We start from the raw sequence: 18,812 nt of genomic DNA, 5'->3' as shown, positions 1-18,812 counted from the left end.
TGATTCATTCATTTATAAATAAAGGTAAACGCATAGTTTCAAAGAAAAAACGAAACGTTAGAATAAAGAAAGTTGACAAAAATAGTTGTAACTTATATAGTTACATTATGAAGTTCAAACATGAATAACGTGAAATCAAAGGAGAGATTGATGATGAACATTGCAATCATTGGTGCAACAGGCAAAGCAGGAAATGTGATTTTGAAAGAAGCGGCAGACAGAGGGCATGCAGTGACGGCGATTGTTCGTAATGCATCCAAATTGGAAGATAAAAGTCTGAGTATGCTGGAGAAAGATGTATTCGACCTCACAGCTGGAGATCTTAAAGCGTTCGATGTAGTTGTAAATGCTTTTGGTGCTCCAGCGGGGAAAGAAAACCTGCATGTAGAAGTAGGACAAGCGTTAATCAACATTCTGAAGGATGCACCAGACACTCGTCTGATCGTTGTAGGCGGGGCAGGGAGCCTGTTCACAGACGAGTCCAAGACATTGCGTGTCTTTGAATCCCCAGGATTCCCTGATGCTTACAAGGCAACTGCAACGAACCAAGGCCTTAACTTGAAGGATCTGCAATCATCCTCTGGTATGCAATGGACATTCCTAAGCCCAGCTGGATTCTTTAATCCGGAAGGCGTACGCACAGGCAAATATCAAGCAGGTAATGACGTAATTATGGTCAACAGCGAAGGTAACAGTTACATCAGTTATGCAGACTATGCAATTGCTTTGGTTGATGAGATCGAGAATCCACAACACAAAAACGAGCGCTTTACCGTTGTTGGAGAAGTGAGATAATACTTTTTAAATATAATAATGAATATAACAAACGGACGCTGATCTCGACAGATTGGCGTCCGTTTACTTATTGTTCTGTAATAGTGCCTAGTATAACAAAATTGATAATAAATCTTTTTGAAGGATGGACGGAACCATGGTAAAATTACTCCAAGAGTCGACAACGTTCGAGTTTACTGGGGAGTATGTCAATGAGATCAGAATTCATTATATTTAGAATCAAAGTAATAACTATTTTTTTAGCAATATCACTTTGCACCGGATTCGTTTTCGTCGTTTACTTTCAGGATGTGAACAAATCTAAAGATGATATCCGTATGGAAGTTCTACGGGACAAATCAGGAAACATGACCTTGTCCGATGTTAAAGTCAGCGATCAATTCGCAGCTTTACCTGGAAACTATTCCAAAGTTGGCTATTCTCCGGTTCGCTTATGGTTCAAAATAAAAGTAAACCAATATGACGCGGATGAATTGAATTACCTTACAATAAACAACCCTCTGTTTGAAGATGTAACGTTGTACCTCCCGACAAGTAACGATTACATAACAAAGCATTTCGGGTACGCATATAAGAGCCATTCGGATGAGATCGATTATGTCTACCCAGCAATCAAAATTCCGCCTCATTTTGATCCTAATCAGTACATATACATGACAAGCCAATCGTTATACGGACAGAACTTTATTGTTCAAATTGTAAATGATGAACTTTTCAGAAAGACAAGTATGATAAACGTCTGGGCGAGTGGCATCTTATTCGGCGTTTTGCTGGCATTGTTTTTTTATAATCTAATCATGGGCTTAGCTATAAAAAACAAAACGTTTTTAAAATCCTGTTTCTATGTATTCACTACTTTGTTGTGGAACATAGCGACAGCCGGACTTATAAATATCACGGGCTTCAAATACGTTTACCTGCTTGCGGAATATTCCACAGGGTTCGGTATTCTCATGTCGCTTTCCATAGCCATTTTTATTAGAGCGATTTTTCAGACTGAAACCAAGTTTCCCATGATCGATTCTTGTTTGAAGGTGCTCATCATTTGCTTCCCCATTACTCTATTGATCTTTTTTTTCATCAGTAAAGAGTTGGGGGGATTGGGTGCAATCGCATCTGCTATGATGTTTGTATTGTACTTTATAATTATGATTAGAGGAATCAGGCGCAAAAACTTGCGTTCACCACAACTCGTAGCTGCATGGCTCCTGTGCTTTGTGTCGGTAGTTCTGTTTTATATGATGGCTTTCGGAGTAATACCTCAAAGTTACATTATGGTATATTACATATTTTTTCTTTCTAGTGTGTCGGCTATTGCCTTTGCCTTATCTCTCGCAGAAATCATCAATAGTCTAGATGAAGAGAAGAAATACAATCAAACATTATTTGAAAATTCCGAAATACAATCCAGGCAGTTTGAGCTTGCTTTTATACGAGCGCAGATGGACCCACATTTTATTCACAACACATTGAACGTGATCGAAGGAGTTATTGCTGAAAACCAAGAAAAAGCGGGAAGCCTGGTCAACGATTTATCCCATTATCTCAGAAATATATTCGATTACAGCAATTCGGAGAGATATATTTCTATCGATGAGGAGCTGGATGCAATCAAGTTTTATGTTCGCATTGAGCAAGCCAGGTTCCCTGGGAAAATAGTTATCCACTATGACATTGATACAGATACTGAGTTGAAGGTGCCGCGCTTCGTTATTCAACCCTTGGTAGAGAATGCGATTAAACATGGGATACGAAAAAGGAACATTGCAGGAACAGTTACGATCAAAATCAAAAAGCTACAACAGGGCTACTTCATATCGGTAGAAGACGACGGTGTCGGCATTGAAGACGCGGACCAACATAACCTGCTTGAATACTCGAAAGGCAAGGGTATTGGGCTTGCCAGTATAAACGCGCGGCTTCAGGCCGAGTATGGAACACAGCTTCAAATCGTCAGCGAGAAGGGTAAAGGAACTGCGGTTCATTTTCATATACCCATTAAGGAGCAGCCATGAGAGTTATTATTGTAGACGACGAATATTATGCGCTGCGGAACTTGAAAAGCAAGTTGGAGAAAATTGCGGGTGTCGAAGTTGTTGCCATGTATGAAGATCCTGCAATAGCTTTGGATGAAATGAGCAGAATACAGCCTGACCTCGCTTTTCTGGATATCGAAATGCCAGAGATCGATGGGATAGCCTTGCTCGGGATGATGTTCAAAAAAAGACCGGATATGGATTTTGTTTTTACATCGGCTCACCATGCCTATGTGACAGACACACTTGAAACAAAAGCATTGGATTTTCTCGTTAAGCCGGTGAAGTTCGAACAGCTTTATGTCACAGTGGAAAAAATAAAGAAGATTAGAAGTAAAAGCAGTATGGGGCACCGAGTCGAGATCAAGTGTTTTGGCGATTTTGCCGTTTCTATAGCTGGGAAAGTGATCGACGACAATTGGAGAACCAAAAAAACAGAGGAGCTTTTTGCCTATTTGGTATGTATGAACGGCAAGTCGGTGTCCAGAGAACGAATCATTAATGACTTATGGCCGGATTTGGTGATGGATAAAGGTTATGCGAACTTATATACAACGCAATATAACTTAAAGAAGCGGTTTGACACGTTTGGAATCCATCATTTGCTCAAGAGCAGACTCGGGAATATTAGTCTCAATCTCGAAGACATGAAAGTGGATTTGTTGGAGTTCGAACACTTCAATGAAAGTTATAATGAAGATAAGAGTAACATGGAAAGCCTCAAGCAGCTGGTGGAAGTGTACAAAGGCATGTTATTTGAAAATAAGCCTTATTCATGGACGTTAAGTATACAGCAACCTTACGAGGTAATGTTCGACAATGCACTGAATATTCTGATTCAGTTTTATAGGGAGCGCGGCGATGAGACAAAAGCCGAGTATTATGAGATGAAAAAAATGCTCTAAACCAATAGCGTCCAAAAAATAAAATCGCTCGCATACTGTGACCAAGTGCGGGCGATTTATTAGTACGTGCCATGATTATCCATGAACTTAATGCATGACAAAGGTATACGGCTTTACAGTACCGTCCTGTGCGGTTACGACCAACTGAATAAGGGCTATACAAGTTCATTTGTACTCTTCATCATGCGAGGTGTATAATCCGTTGAGGCATTGGAGCACAGAAGAAAGGGAATGAATGGAAGATGAACAATGGGTTAATCAACGCTATTATTGCGTATATCATGTGGGGGGTTCTTCCACTTTATTGGAAGTTGTTTAGCACAGTACCGGCAGGAGAAATTCTGTCACATCGGGTAGTCTGGTCATTCGTCTTTATGGGCATTCTTGTTGCCATCCAGCGTCGTTGGGGTGACATGAAGCGAATTCTGACCAGTCGTTCGACCCTGCTGTCCCTTACCGCCAGTGGGCTGCTAATTGCTATCAACTGGCTCATCTTCATCTGGGCAGTTAACAACGGTCATGTCGTTGAGACAAGTCTTGGCTATTATTTGAACCCGTTGCTGAATGTGCTACTGGCGGTTGTTTTCCTTCGTGAGAAGCCAAACCGCGGCCAATGGCTCGCGATTGCTATCGCTGGGGTAGCGGTACTCATCATAGCCATCGACTACGGGCGTTTCCCATGGGTTGCGATCTCGTTGGCCGTGTCATTCGGCTTATACGGTCTGGCGAAGAAGAAGATCAAGCAAGATCCTTCTGTAGGCTTATTTTCCGAGACCGCTGTAGTTCTGCCCGTGGCGCTGGGCTACTGGATCTACTTGGCCGTCGTGGGAAAAGCAACAGCATGGACGCTGCCTGCGCCGATGTTCTTCGAATTGCTGCTTTCCGGCGTGGTGACGGCGCTGCCGCTGCTTTTCTTTGTACGGGCAGCTGCCCGGATGTCACTGTCCACGCTCGGCTTTGTACAGTACATCGGACCGACGATCATGTTGATCCTGAGCGTGTTTGTGTTCAAGGAAACGGTATCGCCAGTTCTGCTCGTCGGTTTCGCACTTATCTGGACATCACTCGTCGTATACGCTGCCGCATCGGTGCGTGCCACGAGACTCGCTAAGGCAAGCTGAACAAGGGAGCATCCCTGGCATCGTCAAAACTGCCCTGTCTACCAATAAGGTGGATAGGGCCGTTTTTCGTTTGTTGGGGAACGATGGATCGACAAAACTAAGAAGGCAGCGGATCATCAATATGGTAAAATACAGGAGCGGTAATCAAAAAGAGTAATTAAAAAACGAGGAGGCAACAGATATATTATGGTTAGTGACCTGTATCGTAAACGTGGTCTGTTCTTTTTAAAGAATGATGTAGTTCAGATATTGTTTCAGTTTTTTATTTCAGCAATACTCGGTATTATATATGGATTTATGATGATCAACGAAACGATAGGTAGATATATTAATGAACTATTACCGAGCACGGATGGTCCGGATATTCATTTATATCTGCCCATTGTGGTCACGGTGTTCATCTACTCATGCTTTATCCAGAAGAAACAACGGATTTTACTTGAAAAAATCTCATTTAGTTGTCTCCATATTTTTGTTGCCCTGCTAGGCTGTGTTTCTTCGGTTATCGTGTTATTGATGATCTAATCCGGATTCTGCCGTTTCCACACCTTCAACCCCATCAACTGCATCAACCACACCGACAGCGAGCGTTGTCACCGCAGCAGCAGCCAAAAGATTCTTGGCGCCAAGCTTAACTCTGTCCGTATCATCTTCTTTCAAGCCCACGACGACATCCTTACCACCTTTATACACATACTTAGCTGATATCGCTACACCTTTTGCAGTATTGGTTACGGCACCTCCAATATCGGCAAGCCCCGCGTCTATGGCGGTATCGTCTTTTCGAATTGCACCACTCGCCAGATCATATGTCCCGCTAGCCAGTTGTCCAACAGTTTTGCCTGTATTAATGGTAGCTTTTTCTACGCCGTTCCCAATTTCTTTGATAAAGGGACTTCCCGCAAGTTCACCCACAACCCTCACACTGCCGCCCAATACTTTCCCGGTAACTTCCCCAGCCAATTGACCCATGCCTTTTAAAAAACTCATACATATTCCCCATCTCTGAAATAAGTTATCCCAAGTCTTGCATGATTGTAATCTTATTATATTCATATATAAGCGAAAAGACTATCTGCGTTCAGCCTGCTCATAAGAACGGTCTGCCCCTGAAATTGCCACCCGCAGCACCCTCCAACACACCAAATTGCAACCCTCAGCTGTACAGCTCGCTTCAACGCAAAAAAAAGGCGCTACTCCCACCGGGGTAGCGCTCTCTGCCTGTTTTACCTTACTACTTAATCCATTTGACTACACACGGTTTTAGAAGTACCTCATAGAGCAGCAACGTAGTGGAGGGGGCGGAATTGATTCTGAAGAAGCGAAGCGTGCGCCTAAAAGCTTTCTGCAAGAAAGCTACATCGGAAGCATAGGCTATCCCCGGATTTTCCCCCTATAAGGGAATTCATAAAAATCTGGGGATAACAGCGATCATAAGAACGATCCGCCACCGGAACGCCCACCACGCTGCCCCAAAGCCCGTACTTCTACCCACCGTTCCTAGTCAATAAATCCTTCCATGATCACAGTTGGCACACCATTCGATTGCCATGCGCCTTTGCTATAGCCACCGTTATAACCAGGGGTAGCCTGAGGCTCCCAATAGAATACGCCTTTTCCTTTGCCGTTCGGCAGATTGCGGATTTGGTTTTTCATCGCCGCTACCAAACTTTTACCAGCTGCAGCCTGATTATTGTCCATGCCAATTTCGGAGATGATGATCTCTTTACCATAACGGTTGATCATATCCTTGGCGTTGTTCACCGTATTCGTTACGGCCGTATTCCAGCCGGAAGATGAAGGGTAGAGGGACATCGCGATCATATCAAAGTTGGCACCGTTATTGATCAGACCTCCAATATTCCATACGTAGAGGGCGTTATCATCTCCACCGGCCAGATGCACAATGGTTTTGGTGCCGGTGCTCAAAGATTTGACCGCATTATGACCCGTGTTCACCAACCACGCATAATTTTTCATATTAGTGGAAGCTTTGCCATCTTCCCATAACATGCCGTTGCTGGTTTCGTTACCGATCTGTACCCAATCCGGGGTAACCCCTTTGCTTTGCATCGTAGTCATCACGTCGCGTGTGTGGTTCCAGACGGCATCCATCAATTGCTGGAACGTGTAGTTTTTCCAGGCGGCAGGTTTGGTTTGTTTGCCCGGGTCTGCCCAAGAGTCACTGTAGTGTAGGGTCAGCATAACGCTCATACCCGCATTCTTGGCACGTTGTGCTAAGGAAGCCGCGCGATCCTTATTCATGTAACCGTTACCATAATCATTCGATGGATTAACAAAGACCCGGATACGAACGGAGTTAATCTGATAGTCTTTTTTCAAAATATCAATGATGTCCCGTTGGACTCCGTTTTTGTCTTTCCATTTGTAGCCTTGGGCTTCCATCCCGGGAACCCAGCTGATGTCCGCTCCTTTGGCGAAACTCGGTGCTGCATTAGCATGCTGGCCTGCGGGCAACATAATAGAGGTGAACAACAAAACAAAAACCAGAGCAATGGATGTCTTGAAACCCCTTACATTTTGGAACATAACAAGATGCCTCCTTGGATATGGGATGAGTTACTTCCTAAGTATAGCGGTCTTGATTCACTCAACTAAAGGGCCCATTTCCAATATTTTGGCTGTTTTTTCAACCTCTCTACATGTAAAAGACAAAACAAAAAGCCGTCCGAAGACGGCTTTTTTACCCGTGGCGCTTTTTTAAACATTGATCCGTATCCCGCGCCTCCACCAAACTCATTTTATTTTGAGCTAGTGGATCGAGTAAGGGACACGTTCAACATATGATTAGAAATGTTGACGCACCTCCTTTCCTTGTGGCAAGAGTATACAACACCTTGTTTCGGAAAGCTAGTCTTTTTTCATATTAAATGCAAAATTATTTTTCGGTCTGAAACATCGTGATATCTCGTGCATAATGACTCTTTGTCCCATCATTATTTCGAATGCGCACGCTGTCTTCACTGATTCGCTCCACGATACCGGATCCCACTTCACAGTAGACGCCAGCTGGGTCTTCCTGCCATGCCGTGACCAAACATTGGGATAGCGCAGCCGTGAAAAACTCTATATTTTTTTGTAACGTTCTAGGTTTATTGGATTTCATTATATACTCCTTCTATTAACTCTGTTTTTAAAATGAGAACAAGCTACCGGACCAAATCACACTGTACCTCACTTTACTCTGTCTGTTGCTCTTTGTAAAGGGATGGAAAATGTTGCGGCTATGAGGTATCATTTACATAAATTTTACGTAGATTTTACACTGCGCTGACGCTTGGAGTCGATTATGAATAGTACAATTATAGGAGAGCATCTAAACAAGAAAAGATACGCAACACATTCGGAGGCCATACATGCATAGAGATGTCAAAACAGGGAACTACGTTAATCGTGATTTGAGTTGGGTTGAATTTAATCGGCGTGTGCTCCAGGAGGCTCAGGACCCTACAACACCTCTGCTGGAACGCATGAGGTTTCTCGGTATTGTCGCCAGTAATCTGGACGAGTTCGTCAGTGTTAGGGTGGCGGAGACGAAAGAGAAGATCAAGGCCGGATTTACGCAAAAGGATTTTACAGGGTATACGCCTGCGGGATTGTACCGCAGATTGATCAAACGAATCGGCACTATGGTCGCCGAGCAATATAAAACTTATCATGAACTCACTCGTCTACTCGCCAAGAAAGGCGTAAACATTCAGGAATATACAGATCTTAATGTGACACAGCAGCGCGCAATGGACCAATATTTTCATGAAATTATTTTTCCGGTACTCACACCGATGGCCATTGATCAGAGTCGTCCATTCCCACTGGTACACAACAAGTCAGTCTATCTGTCTGTGATGCTGCAGAAGGAAGATGAACAATCGGGCGAGCCATTTATGGCTATCGTTCAGGTACCTTCCAATCTGCCACGGGTAGTTCAGGCTCCTATTCGGGCAAATAGCAAAAAGAAAACGTTCATTCTGATCGAAGACCTCATCAAACATCATATTCATTCCCTCTTCAGCGGATACGTTTCGCTGGCTGCGCAAGAGTTCCGGGTGACCCGCAATGCGGATCTGTTCATTAATGAAGAAGAAACTGGAGATCTGCTGGAGGCCATTGAAAAAGAACTGCGCCGCAGACGCCGTGGAGCCCCTGTACGACTGGAAGTCTGCAAAGATTTTCGTCCAGATGCTCTGCTAGAGTTGCAGGATGAATTCGATATTCAGGACCCGGTGTACGGAATAGATGGACCACTCGATCTGAGTTTCCTGGCCGGATTCGTGGATAGTCTGGAAGGTTTCTCACACCTGAAATATAGTCCAGTGAAGCCGGTGTATCCACTTGAGTTTCTGCCAAGAGAAAGTCATTTTGAGCTGCTGCGCAAACGGGATGTACTGGTGCATCATCCGTACGAATCGTTTGAACCGGTCACCGATTTTATATTGGAGGCTTCGGAAGATCCAAGGGTTCTGGCTATCAAGATGACGCTATACCGCGTCAATGGGGATTCACGGCTCATCCCCGCACTTGCTCATGCAGCAGAGAGTGGCAAGCAGGTCACGGTTGTGGTCGAACTGAAAGCACGTTTCGATGAAGAACGTAACATTGCGTGGGCCCGTAAGCTGGAGAAAGCAGGTTGTCACGTGGTATATGGACTGGTTGGGCTGAAGACACATGCCAAGATCATTCTGGTTGTGCGCAGGGAACAGCAGGGGTTAAGACGCTATGTTCACGTGGGAACGGGTAACTACAATGAGAGTACAGCCAAAGTATACACGGACGTGGGACTGTTCACGTCCAATCCGATTATCGGTGAAGATGCATCCGAATTGTTCAATGAGATCACTGGATATTCCGGTCCTAAGGCACTGCAAGCTTTCCACGTTGCGCCAGATGGTATGAAGGAGGAATTATTTGCACTGATTCGCCGGGAAACGGGGCATGCGTTGAATGGCAAACCATCCAGGATTATTGCCAAGATCAACTCCTTATCCCATCAGGATATGATTGATGAATTGTACGAGGCATCCCAAGCTGGCGTGCAGATTGATCTGATTGTGCGCGGCGTATGTTGCCTGCGTCCGGGGGTAGAGGGACTCAGTGAGAATATTCGGGTCATCAGCATTGTGGATCGCTTCCTGGAGCATTCCCGGTTGTTCTATTTCGAGAATAATGGGAACCCGGATGTATTTATCTCCAGTGCAGACTGGATGACACGTAACCTGAATCGAAGAATTGAACTCATGTGTCCTGTCTTCGATCCCGAGCTGAAGAAGATGCTGGTCGATATTCTTAATCTGTCCCTTAATGATAATGTCAAAGCGAGAGAACTTATGCCTGGTGGCAACTATGTATTTGTAGAAAATGAAAAGCCCCCGCTGAGAAGTCAGACGGAGGCAATGGGAATTATCCCTTGGAAGCCTGCTGAATGGAGTGTCTTAACGTAACTCCCCAGGCTTCCTGCATATCCTTAACGGCCTCTTCAAGGTCGCTAAGTTCAAGTAACGGCTCGGCTGTACAGGTGAACTTCACCAGCAGCGAGTCGTTTTCTTTGGTTGCTTCGATTGCAACGATGCTCTCGGCACGATTGATGGCTTTCACCACGCACAGCAGAGAGCCCAATCGATGAGCATGCTGTTCATCCGAATCCTTCAGAATGTCCTGGTGCTTGCTCAGCAACTGGGGCGTTCTTCTTTTGGGATGATAATCAGCTGCGATGGCACTAAGGATCGTCTCCCGGTGAGAAAGTCCATAGATGCTAGCATTCATAATCCAATAGGCCGAGTGCTGTGTATAACGGAAATAATTAATCTGCTGACCAGCCAAGTGCAGCATGGAGGACGCGTACAGAATTCGTGCATCTGCTTGTTCAGGAGGGGCATCCTGTAATGCCGTATACAGTGTAAGTGCATCCTGATGAACTCTGTGCAGATGTTTCTTCGGAACAGGCGGACCAAAATGAAGGAAATTGCGAATGCTGTCCTTCAGTGCATCCGGAACCACGGGCTGACCCGAAGCCAGGAAGTCTCGCAGCAATCCGTCTCGCAATCCCGCTCCGCTAACCACATAGCAATCTCCCTGAATCAAGCGGAAGATCGTCCGCAGGATCAATACGCCTGGAACAATAATATCTGCGCGATCTTTGGCGAGTCCAGGTACCTTTTTGCGTTGTGCGGAGGTTAGATGTGGCAAGGAGCGAGCGATGTTCTCCATCGCTTCCTCACTAATCTCAAAATGATGAGTGACAGGCAGCGAATACTGGACACGCTTCTGTTCCACTTTGGCGAGTGTTCGCATCGTGCCTCCGAGACCAATGAGTGGCAGTCCGGGATGGTCATGAATCCAATCCTGTCCACGGAGCGCCTGGATCACATCATTACATAGCGCAGTTACATTTTCTTCAGTCCATTGGTCTTCACCACCATAACGGGCGTGAGAGTTCACAGCACCAATGGGCAGGGAGATGCTATGTAACCTTTTCCGATCCCGAAAGACCGTAATCTCAGTACTGCCGCCTCCAATGTCCACGACGTAACCGTCTTCCAGGTCAATGGATTGGGTGACACCCAGGAAACCATAATAGGCCTCCCGATCTCCAGATACACATTCAATGGTGAGCCCTGTATCGGTCTCCAACCACTCTATAATCAGCGTAACATTGACCGCATTACGAATCGCTGCCGTAGCAGCCGCACGGATTAGTTTGGTCTGATACGCCTCGCAAGTAGCCTTGAATTGACGCAAGACCGTGATAGCGTTATCCAGTGAATGGCGCAGAATCGTTCCATCCGGTTCCACAACGTTGCTCAGACGAGCAGCGTATTTGTCTTCATGAATGATGCGATAGGCTCCGTCATGGTCCAGTTCGTATATCACAAGACGAATGGAGTTCGAGCCAATATCAATAATTCCTAAGGTTTCATTACGTGTCATAAGCATCTCCTTCTACAGAGTTTCAACTACCCGAAGTGAAGTAGGGCGGCCATGGCTTCCGGCGAGCCCGGAGGTGTTGCAGAGAAGGGCGTAGTAAGCATAACAACAATGATAAAGACGATGAAACAGGCAAATATAAGACAACTCACGGCAAAGCCGCGATTGCGCTTTTGAATAAAGAGTCGGATACCTGTGACAAAGAGAAGTACCGTGACGGCTACCAGAACGATCGACATTGCAAAATAGGCTACGCTATACAGTGATTTGAAAAATGTTTCCATTTCTTCTGAACGCTCCTTAGATCCTCATATTTAAGCCCTTCCAAGCCATTCCTTAGTAGCATACGACAGATTGATTGGTTTGAAAAGTAAACCAGGCTCTTGTTCCCGTTTCACACCTTCATCCTTGGACATGTTCCATGGAAAGGGGCCCCTGCCGTGGACAAACATACAAGAAAGCAAGGCTCCTGTTGAGTATGTATAAGGAAGGACTATTGTTCCAAGGAAGGAGATCAACCCATGTCGAGACAGCTTGCAAGCAAATGGCTGAAGACAGCGGCACTGATGAAATACCCGGTTGCGGCTGTCCATATTCCACAGACCAAGGCGTTCAACTCGGGGAATCTGCTGCTCATGCTCAGTCGTTATGGAATGGTGTACATTAAACCTATTGTAGGTGGCGGAGGTTACGGTGTCATCCGGGTATCCGCAAGCGGAGGGGCCTACCGATACACCCATCTGAAAACCACTCGTTCTTTCGCAAGTTACGGGCAGATGTATCGCTCTCTGATCCGTGTAAAGGCGAGACGCAGATACTTGATCCAGCAAGGAATTCATCTGGCAACGATTCAAGGAAGACCTGTTGATTATAGAGTCAAAGTCGTTAAGACGGAGAGAGGTTGGGTATTCCGTTCCCTGGTGGGACGGGTCGCTCGTCCGGGACTCTGTGTAACGAATCTGAGTAAGGGTGGCACCATGCTATCCGGAAGAAGAGCCTTGGGTCTCTCTCTGCCGCACATATCAGGTCGGCACAAACGCCGGGAGATGCGCTCACTTACACTGACATGTACTTATATTATGGAGAGTCAGTTTCCTGGCGTGGGTCAGCTTGGTTTTGATTATGGACTGGATCATTCAGGCAAGATATGGATTCTGGAAGTAAACACCAGACCTCAGTGAAAATGGATGGAAAAGCTAAAGAAAACCAAAGAAAAACCGATATTATATATAGTAGAAAATGGAATGAAAAACGTTTGGAATTTTACATTGTTGGGTAAGATACTCGCATCACATTCTTGAAACTATGAATTTATTCCGAAAAAAATATTCTGTTAAACGTTCTGTTCGACTAACAACATACCTGTGCATAAATACTGTCCACACTATACACGTTGATCAATCAGCATTTTTACCATTTATCAACAAACTATGCACAGGATTTCCACATATCGTTGTGGATAACAAGAACGCTTGTTCTCTATATAAATCTCTGATATGATAGTTTTGAGGAAAAAAAAGGAAAGGTTGTGGCGGAAAATGGCTATGTTATCCGATGAGATGTTATTGGATTCCTACCATAAGGCGATTGAGTTGAATCTCGAACGAGATTTCATCGCACTGCTGTTGGCAGAGATCCATAAGCGCAAACTGGGTACCGACGTATCTGCCATTCTTCACTAGAGATCCTCATTGCAGGCAATATTACAGGTTTCCGGACAAGTCCCATAGTGAGACAGGACATAGCGTACGAGTCTGACAATGGTGACAGTACATCACATGATTGCAAACGTTCTCGGCTTCGTCTGCCGTGTCAGAGGAAGGTTGGAATTCGTAGGGGCTGTATGGTCCGGTGTAGTCGTTCAATTTGCCGCATTCTGACAGTCCCTGAAGGCAGTGGGGGCAAGCCTGCTCCGGTACAACCAGACCGTTACACAGCGGGCATATATAAGACAAGGGTATCCCTCCTGATATAGATTCATTCAGGAGTAAGATACCCTTTTTTGTATCATTTATGTTAATTTAGCGAAACTAGCGTTTCATGTTACTGCTGTGTCCCGGGGACAGTTTGGCATCTGGATCGAAGTATACCTTCGCATTATTGACTGCTGTTGGGGCCTCACCGAATCCGACAGCGATCAATTTCAGTTTGCCTGGGTAGGTTGTAATATCCCCGGCAGCGAAGATTCCTGGAATAGACGTTTCCATGCGGGAATCAACAACGATGGAGTTGCTGTCAATTTCAATTCCCCACTCGGCAATGGGTCCGAGAGAAGAGACAAATCCGAAGTTAACGATAACGTCATCCACTTCGATTTCTTGTGTTTCTTTGGTTTTGACGTGTGCAAGAGTTACCTTGGTAATGGTATCATCACCATGAAGTTCCGTGATTTCGGTCGGTGTAACGACATTAACTTTGGAATTCATGAGGTTTTCCACACTATGCTCATGCGCACGGAACTTGTCCCGGCGATGGATCAGGGTCACTTGCTCAGCGATTGGCTCCAGCATGAGCGCCCAGTCTACAGCGGAGTCACCACCGCCACTGATCAGTACTTTTTTGCCAGCGAAGGCATTCAGGTCATTGATGAAGTAGTGCAGATTGCTCTTCTCGAACTTGGCAGCACCTTCAAGTTCCAGGCGGCGTGGTTCGAACGCGCCTACACCAGCCGTAATAATAACGGCTTTGGCATGATATTCATTCTCATCCGTCTTCACAATGAAATGTTGTTCAGCTTTTTTCTCAACCGATACAACCTTTTCTTCCAGGCGGATGTTCGGGTTAAAATGACTCATTTGCTCCACCAGGTTATTCACCAGTTCCTGAGCAGTTACTTTCGGGAATCCGGCTACATCATAGATGTATTTCTCCGGGTAAAGAGCGGCAAGCTGTCCGCCAAGCTGTGGCATACTTTCAACCAGTGTAACGGATGCTTGACGCATCCCACCGTAAAATGCGGCGAATAGACCCGCAGGTCCGCCACCAATAATAAGCAAATCAGTCATATCATGACTGGAAATCTGTGCAGTCAAGAATCAACAACACCTTTCATATTTTAATAGGTAGTGAACAGAGAAAAAGTGCAGGCTACGTATCGTAACCGGCATTGGTGCTGAACTGTCTTTCCTATTATAAACGGTGTATTCAGGGTTGCAAAGTTAACTGTGTCACGAATCTGAGAATAATTGATGAAGATCCGATGAGAATAGGATGAAATTGGAAATGAAAGGTTATGAAAAATAACAAAAAAAACCTTGATCTTTACCAGAAATACAGATATCCTTGACCTGTACTATGTGTTTTTTTGTCTAATTTAGAGTCAATATGTAATGTGAAGACAATCCACCTTTTTTGTGGAAACTTGTGGTTAATTTCACAACTTAAAACGATAACTTGCGTGCAAACGAATCTAGTTTCATAAACCCATGTTTAGTGAGTTATGAAATTGATTCAAACGTTAAAATAAATTCGCGAAGTTAACATTTGTCGTCATAATGGATAAGACCTCATCAATATTTGTAAGTAAGTGCATTTTGCATCAACACCCCATCTGGGGCTGGTGCGAGCGAAACCGGAAGGGGTATAGACATGAGCAGTATTCCCAAAATCGTCATCCTCGGCGCGGGCTATGGCGGGATTCTGACAGCCCAGCGGCTGCAGAAGGAATTGAATTATAACGAGGCCGACGTCACATTGGTGAACCGGCATGATTATCACTATATTACAACACATCTACATATGCCGGCAGCCGGCACGGATACCATTGAGCATGCGAGAGTCTCCATTTCGAAGCTCATTGATGAGTTCAAGATTGATCTGGTCAAGTCTTCTGTGAAGGAGATTCGTCTACAGGATCGGAAGATTATTCTGGAGGATGGCACATTATCCTATGACTATCTGATTATTGGACTAGGCGGGGAACCCGAGACGTTCGGTATTCCAGGTATGCTTGACCACGCCATGACGATCCGCAGCATTAACTCGGTCCGACTGATTCGAGAACACATCGAATATCAATTTGCGATGTACAAAAACGACAACAAACGAAACCGTATTCGGTTTGTCGTTGGGGGAGCAGGTTTCAGTGGTGTTGAATTCGTAGCTGAACTTGCGGACCGTATTCCACAACTATGTAAGGAGTTCGACGTGAATCCCAAACATGTGCATATCTACAATGTAGAGGCAGCACCTTCGGCCTTGCCTGGATTTGATCCGGAACTGGTGGAGCATGCGATGAACGTGTTGAAGAAGAAGGGTGTTACCTTCAAAATAGGTGTTCCCATCAAGCAATGTCTGCCGGATGGCGTTATTGTCGGTGAGGGTGAAAAGCTTGATGCAGCTACAGTCGTATGGACTGGCGGTATTCGTGGTAACTCTTTGCTGGAACAGGCAGGTCTTGAAGTCATGCGGGGACGAGTGAAAGTAGACGACTATCTACGTGCCCCGGGACATGAGCATGTTTATGTCATCGGTGATAATTCCCTTGTCTTCAACGCGGAAGGACGTCCTTATCCGCCTACAGCCCAGATTGCGATGCAGCAGGGTGTCAACTGTGCGAAGAACGTCGTGGCATCCATTCGCAAGAAACAGCCACAACCTTTTGTATTTACGAGCAAAGGTACGGTTGCCTCATTGGGTAAAGGTGAAGCGATTGCCGTTGTAGGTGGCAAGAAGTACAAAGGCTGGAAAGCAGCTCAGTTGAAGAAACTGGTTGATTTACGATACCTGTTCATTATTGGCGGTATTCCGTTGGTCCTGAAGAAAGGGCGGTTCTTTGGATGAGACATTGCAGTGTTCAGGTTAGGGGACTACTAACGCGTGAAGAACTGGATCGATACAACGCCCTGATGCAGGTGGGTGGATATCTGGAGGAGCAGGATCAGTACGATCTGGCCTATATCGTTCAGAAGGAAGTGGATATTCTCATTTTGCCTGCGATTGAGCGGTTGAAGGAGAAGGGGCGTGACCGTGACCGGGCCACAGCCGAATTCCTCGAATCGCTGAAAGCGGTTGATGAGGAGGACGAGGATTAAGACTTTATATAACCTTCCAATCGCTGTTATCCCCAGATTTTTTGATTCCCTTTTGTTAAAGGGAAAATCCGGTGATAGCGTATGCTTCCGATAAAGGCGAAGTGTATGCTTTCGAAGTAGCTTTCTTGGAGAAAGCTTGTAGCTTCGCTTTTTCAGGTTTTTTCTGTCCTTTCCGTTTTTTGTGTAAACACTAAACAATTCAAATTATATAGATCCTAATCAAGCTTGAAGTACGTAATAAGTATGAACAAAAGCACCGCGGAGCAATCCTTAAAGGATATATCCGCGGTGCTTTTGTTATGCTGTCCTGAAATTAAAAAGAATCGTACAGCCTGCCTCAATAGAAGGCAAGCTGTACGATCCTTGCATGTATGAAACAAATTACAGTTTCAGCATCTCTTCCAGTGTGCTTTCATTCAGCAAGCTTCCCACATAGAACGAACCGAATTCGCCATAACGGGCACTTACTTCATCGAAACGCATCTCATAGACGAGTTTCTTGAACTGAAGCGCATCATCTGCGAATAGCGTAACGCCCCATTCCCAATCATCGAAACCAACGGAGCCGGTAATGATTTGTTTCACTTTACCTGCATAACTACGGCCGATCATGCCGTGACTGCGCATCATGGTACGACGCTCATCCATGGACAGCATGTACCAGTTGTCATTCAGCTCACGCTTTTTGTTCATTGGATAGAAGCAGATATATTGGCGTTGTGGTAGAACAGGCTTCAGACGGGCGATAATGTCCGGGTTCTGCATCGGATCTTCGCCTTCTTTGCTAAGGTAGTTGCTCAGTTCCACTACACTGACATAGGAATACGATTTGGTGGTGTACTGGGCAAACATCGTTTTGTTGAACGCATTCTCGACCGCCTTCAGATCTTCCAGCGTTTCACGCAGGTGCATCATGACAAGGTCAGCCTTTTGTCCCACAACAGTATAGACGACCGTACTTCCTTGGGAAGAATTCTCGACTTCTTTCCATTCCTTCCAGAATTCCTCCAGCTCGTCCAGTGCTACGGCGCGTTCTTCATCATCGGCTGCTTTCCAGGCGGCCCAGTTAATCGAGCGAAAATCATGCAGGGCATACCAGCCCTCCAGCGTTGATGCGGCTTCGTTCATTGGTTTAGTTCCTCCTGCAAGGTATATTTCCAAATCCCCTATAAGGGACGGGTGAGTGCTTTATCGTTTACATTGTATCCCAACAGGAAGCAGAAGGGCAAATGAAGAGATGGTGAATATAGGGAAAATTGTCCAGAAAGTTCGTTGCTTCGCCACATTTTTTGCGGTACACTAGGGTGTGTCTGAAAACTCCGAAGGAAGCAGATTTTGCAGAATTTTCGTTCCAAGCAAGGAAGTTTTCCGCAGGCGTGCCGGGGCACGTCAAGGGAAAGTGACGCGGCAGGGGGCGAAAAGGCGGTAAAAGATGCACTTCAGCGAGTTTTGGGACACGCACTATCTACTATCCAGAAGTGAAACTCTAAAGTGTGAAAGAAGAGGTGAACGTCGCCCGATGCAATTTATACCTGTACTGGTGTTAATGGTATTATTTTTCGTAATGATGTTTGGTATCGGTTTCATTCTGAATATGTTGATGAAGACCACCTGGTTTCCTTCCTATCTGTTCATCATTGTCATTCTGCCGATTGTAGTGTACTCCCTATGGGATCAATCGTCATCTCTGGTGTCACATCTGGGATCTTTCCACATTGTAGACTATATGACGGGTATCGCCGGGCTCACGGGAGCGGTCATCAGCGGCTGGACGATTCAGAAGTTGCGTCTGGGTGGGTACAGAATGTTCTAGTTTGTTGGAAAGAGGTCGTGCATACCTGTCTGCAATCACGTGGAGTCTTACCTTTGTCGTAAACGCTTACGACTGCAAGGGAAGGCTTTTTTGCTATTTATGTAAAATGGAAGAATTATTGTACAGCCGTGCTTCATATACATCTGGAGAACATTCTCTTCAGATCA

At 45.3% G+C, this 18,812-nt stretch carries 19 protein-coding genes; 11 read left to right on the top strand and 8 right to left on the bottom strand.

The features are described from left to right. The first annotated feature begins 153 nt into the window (after positions 1-153). The 5 genes from C0Q44_RS24795 to C0Q44_RS24775 all read left to right on the top strand — a co-directional run bounded on the left by C0Q44_RS24795 (position 154) and on the right by C0Q44_RS24775 (position 5,382). The gene (locus C0Q44_RS24795) at positions 154-795 is read left to right on the top strand and encodes an NAD(P)-dependent oxidoreductase (RefSeq protein WP_105409881.1); all 642 of its coding nucleotides are present in this window, start codon (positions 154-156) and stop codon (positions 793-795) included. 290 nt (positions 796-1,085) lie between these two features. Beyond that, on the top strand, positions 1,086-2,810 hold the full coding sequence (locus tag C0Q44_RS24790) for a histidine kinase (protein ID WP_181151165.1): 1,725 nt from the start codon (positions 1,086-1,088) through the stop codon (positions 2,808-2,810). Next, positions 2,807-3,736: a response regulator gene (locus C0Q44_RS24785; protein ID WP_105409879.1), complete on the top strand. Its 930-nt coding sequence runs from the start codon at positions 2,807-2,809 to the stop codon at positions 3,734-3,736. The genes C0Q44_RS24790 and C0Q44_RS24785 overlap by 4 nt, the downstream gene beginning before the upstream one ends. A gap of 242 nt (positions 3,737-3,978) precedes the next feature. Further along, a complete protein-coding gene (gene rarD / locus C0Q44_RS24780) occupies positions 3,979-4,857 on the top strand; it encodes an EamA family transporter RarD (RefSeq protein WP_105409878.1) in 879 nt (292 codons plus the stop codon). A 186-nt stretch (positions 4,858-5,043) separates the two neighbouring features. Next, entirely contained in the window at positions 5,044-5,382 is a 339-nt protein-coding gene (locus C0Q44_RS24775) for a hypothetical protein (RefSeq protein WP_105409877.1), read from the top strand. Here the strand turns inward: C0Q44_RS24775 and C0Q44_RS24770 are convergent. From C0Q44_RS24770 to C0Q44_RS24760, 3 genes are all read right to left on the bottom strand, one after another. Beyond that, the gene (locus C0Q44_RS24770) at positions 5,368-5,847 is read right to left on the bottom strand and encodes a hypothetical protein (protein ID WP_105409876.1); all 480 of its coding nucleotides are present in this window, start codon (positions 5,845-5,847) and stop codon (positions 5,368-5,370) included. The genes C0Q44_RS24775 and C0Q44_RS24770 overlap by 15 nt on opposite strands. A 510-nt stretch (positions 5,848-6,357) precedes the next feature. Continuing rightward, on the bottom strand, positions 6,358-7,407 hold the full coding sequence (locus C0Q44_RS24765) for a glycoside hydrolase family 53 protein (protein WP_105409875.1): 1,050 nt from the start codon (positions 7,405-7,407) through the stop codon (positions 6,358-6,360). A 349-nt stretch (positions 7,408-7,756) separates the two neighbouring features. Next, positions 7,757-7,984: a hypothetical protein gene (locus tag C0Q44_RS24760; protein ID WP_105409874.1), complete on the bottom strand. Its 228-nt coding sequence runs from the start codon at positions 7,982-7,984 to the stop codon at positions 7,757-7,759. A 250-nt stretch (positions 7,985-8,234) separates the two neighbouring features. On the opposite strand from C0Q44_RS24760, the gene ppk1 reads away from it, so the two are divergent. Beyond that, on the top strand, positions 8,235-10,316 hold the full coding sequence (ppk1, locus tag C0Q44_RS24755; RefSeq protein WP_105409873.1) for a polyphosphate kinase 1: 2,082 nt from the start codon (positions 8,235-8,237) through the stop codon (positions 10,314-10,316). On the opposite strand, the gene C0Q44_RS24750 is transcribed toward ppk1, so the two are convergent. Next, positions 10,276-11,802: a Ppx/GppA phosphatase family protein gene (locus C0Q44_RS24750; RefSeq protein WP_105409872.1), complete on the bottom strand. Its 1,527-nt coding sequence runs from the start codon at positions 11,800-11,802 to the stop codon at positions 10,276-10,278. The genes ppk1 and C0Q44_RS24750 overlap by 41 nt on opposite strands. 26 nt (positions 11,803-11,828) lie before the next feature. Beyond that, positions 11,829-12,083, bottom strand: a complete 255-nt coding sequence (locus C0Q44_RS24745; RefSeq protein WP_105409871.1) for a hypothetical protein — start codon at positions 12,081-12,083, stop codon at positions 11,829-11,831. 237 nt (positions 12,084-12,320) lie between these two features. Here C0Q44_RS24745 and C0Q44_RS24740 point away from each other — a divergent pair, with 237 nt between their 5' ends. Both C0Q44_RS24740 and sda read left to right on the top strand, forming a co-directional pair. Continuing rightward, a complete protein-coding gene (locus C0Q44_RS24740) occupies positions 12,321-12,980 on the top strand; it encodes a YheC/YheD family protein (protein ID WP_105409870.1) in 660 nt (219 codons plus the stop codon). A gap of 357 nt (positions 12,981-13,337) precedes the next feature. Then, positions 13,338-13,481 carry a sporulation histidine kinase inhibitor Sda gene (gene sda, locus C0Q44_RS24735; RefSeq protein ID WP_017692430.1) on the top strand — a complete coding sequence of 48 codons (144 nt, stop codon included), beginning with the start codon at positions 13,338-13,340 and terminating at the stop codon, positions 13,479-13,481. A 21-nt stretch (positions 13,482-13,502) separates the two neighbouring features. Here the strand turns inward: sda and C0Q44_RS29910 are convergent, their stop codons facing one another. Both C0Q44_RS29910 and C0Q44_RS24730 read right to left on the bottom strand, forming a co-directional pair. Next, positions 13,503-13,754: a hypothetical protein gene (locus C0Q44_RS29910; RefSeq protein WP_146113510.1), complete on the bottom strand. Its 252-nt coding sequence runs from the start codon at positions 13,752-13,754 to the stop codon at positions 13,503-13,505. A gap of 75 nt (positions 13,755-13,829) precedes the next feature. After that, a complete protein-coding gene (locus C0Q44_RS24730; RefSeq protein ID WP_219845201.1) occupies positions 13,830-14,804 on the bottom strand; it encodes an NAD(P)/FAD-dependent oxidoreductase in 975 nt (324 codons plus the stop codon). A gap of 583 nt (positions 14,805-15,387) precedes the next feature. Between C0Q44_RS24730 and C0Q44_RS24725 the strand changes: the two genes are divergently transcribed. Next, positions 15,388-16,581, top strand: a complete 1,194-nt coding sequence (locus tag C0Q44_RS24725; protein ID WP_105409868.1) for an NAD(P)/FAD-dependent oxidoreductase — start codon at positions 15,388-15,390, stop codon at positions 16,579-16,581. Further along, the gene (locus C0Q44_RS24720; protein WP_036673350.1) at positions 16,578-16,832 is read left to right on the top strand and encodes a hypothetical protein; all 255 of its coding nucleotides are present in this window, start codon (positions 16,578-16,580) and stop codon (positions 16,830-16,832) included. The genes C0Q44_RS24725 and C0Q44_RS24720 overlap by 4 nt, the downstream gene beginning before the upstream one ends. Positions 16,833-17,213: 381 nt before the next feature. Here the strand turns inward: C0Q44_RS24720 and hemQ are convergent, their stop codons facing one another. Further along, positions 17,214-17,960 (bottom strand): hydrogen peroxide-dependent heme synthase, encoded by a 747-nt coding sequence (gene hemQ / locus C0Q44_RS24715; protein ID WP_105409867.1) that lies wholly within the window; start codon positions 17,958-17,960, stop codon positions 17,214-17,216. Positions 17,961-18,351: 391 nt separating this feature from the next. On the opposite strand from hemQ, the gene C0Q44_RS24710 reads away from it, so the two are divergent. Then, positions 18,352-18,645 carry a YuiB family protein gene (locus C0Q44_RS24710; protein WP_105409866.1) on the top strand — a complete coding sequence of 98 codons (294 nt, stop codon included), beginning with the start codon at positions 18,352-18,354 and terminating at the stop codon, positions 18,643-18,645. Positions 18,646-18,812: the final 167 nt, after the last annotated feature.

Origin of the sequence: Paenibacillus sp. PCH8 (genome assembly GCF_002968835.1) — a bacterium.
Taxonomy (GTDB): Bacteria; Bacillota; Bacilli; order Paenibacillales; family Paenibacillaceae; genus Paenibacillus.
Note: the sequence above shows the minus strand (reverse complement) of the source record. Positions and strands in the feature narration are given on the sequence as shown.